1 protein-coding gene is annotated in these 1,152 nt (G+C 62.4%); it reads left to right on the top strand.

Annotated features, from left to right (window positions below; all coding sequences use genetic code 11):
• Window positions 1-1,152 (top strand): putative Ig domain-containing protein (locus AC1DXM_RS31925; RefSeq protein ID WP_477239537.1); only part of this gene is annotated, 1,152 nt, incomplete at both ends.

Here is a 1,152-nt window from a genome sequence, read left to right as displayed (position 1 = left end):
GATCAGGTGCTGAGCGCCTCGAACACCTTGGCCGACGCCGACGGACTCGGCACCATCAGCTATCAGTGGCAGCGCAACACCGGCTCCAGCTTCGTCAACATCGGCGGCGCCACGAATGCGACCTACACGCTGGGCGACGCCGACGTCGGCGCGACGGTTCGCGTGGTGGCGAGCTACACCGACGGCCACGGCACGGCGGAATCCGTCGCCAGTGCTGCGACCGCGGCCATTGCCAACGTCAACGATGCGCCGACCGGTTCGGTGACGGTTGCCGGCACTTCGACCGAGGATCAGGTGCTGAGCGCCTCGAACACCTTGGCCGACGCCGACGGACTCGGCACCATCAGCTATCAGTGGCAGCGCAACACCGGCTCCAGCTTCGTCAACATCGGCGGCGCCACGAATGCGACCTACACGCTGGGCGACGCCGACGTCGGCGCGACGGTTCGCGTGGTGGCGAGCTACACCGACGGCCACGGCACGGCGGAATCCGTTGCGAGTGCCGCGACCGCGGCCATTGCCAACGTCAACGATGCGCCGACAGCGGGGTCTCTTTCGCCGCTTGCACTAGCGGTGGCAAGTCCCCTCAGTTTTACGCTTCCATCAGATCTCTTTTATGATCCAGACCCGGGTGATCATCTCACGCTGACTTCAGCGCGGGCCAACGGAGATCCGCTCCCATCCTGGCTCAGTTTTGATCCGAATACCGGTGCATTTACCGGCACGCCCACAAATGCCGACGTCGGGACGATTGCGGTACGCGTCACGGCTACAGATACGTCTTCTGCTGAGGCGCATGTGGATTTTGCCGTCAGCGTGGTGAATGGAGCTATCATCGAGGGAACACCTGATGACGATACGCTGAATGGGACTATCGACGTTGATGCCATTTTCGGCCTAGCCGGCAACGACACGTTGTCCGGTTTGGCTGGCAACGATCTTCTTGATGGTGGCGACGGCGATGACACGTTGAACGGCGGGTCGGGAAGCGATGTGCTGGTTGGCGGCCTGGGCAATGATGGCTTGCAGGACGGCAGTGGCAACGATTCACTTTATGGCGGCGACGGCAACGATGGTTTGAACCTGACGTATTCGGGACCTTCTGGTGTTTCGCTGACACAGTCTGTGGATGCCGGCGCGGGTGACGACTCA

It is taken from the genome of Mesorhizobium sp. P3_A2, from assembly GCF_056403115.1.
Note: the sequence above shows the minus strand (reverse complement) of the source record. Positions and strands in the feature narration are given on the sequence as shown.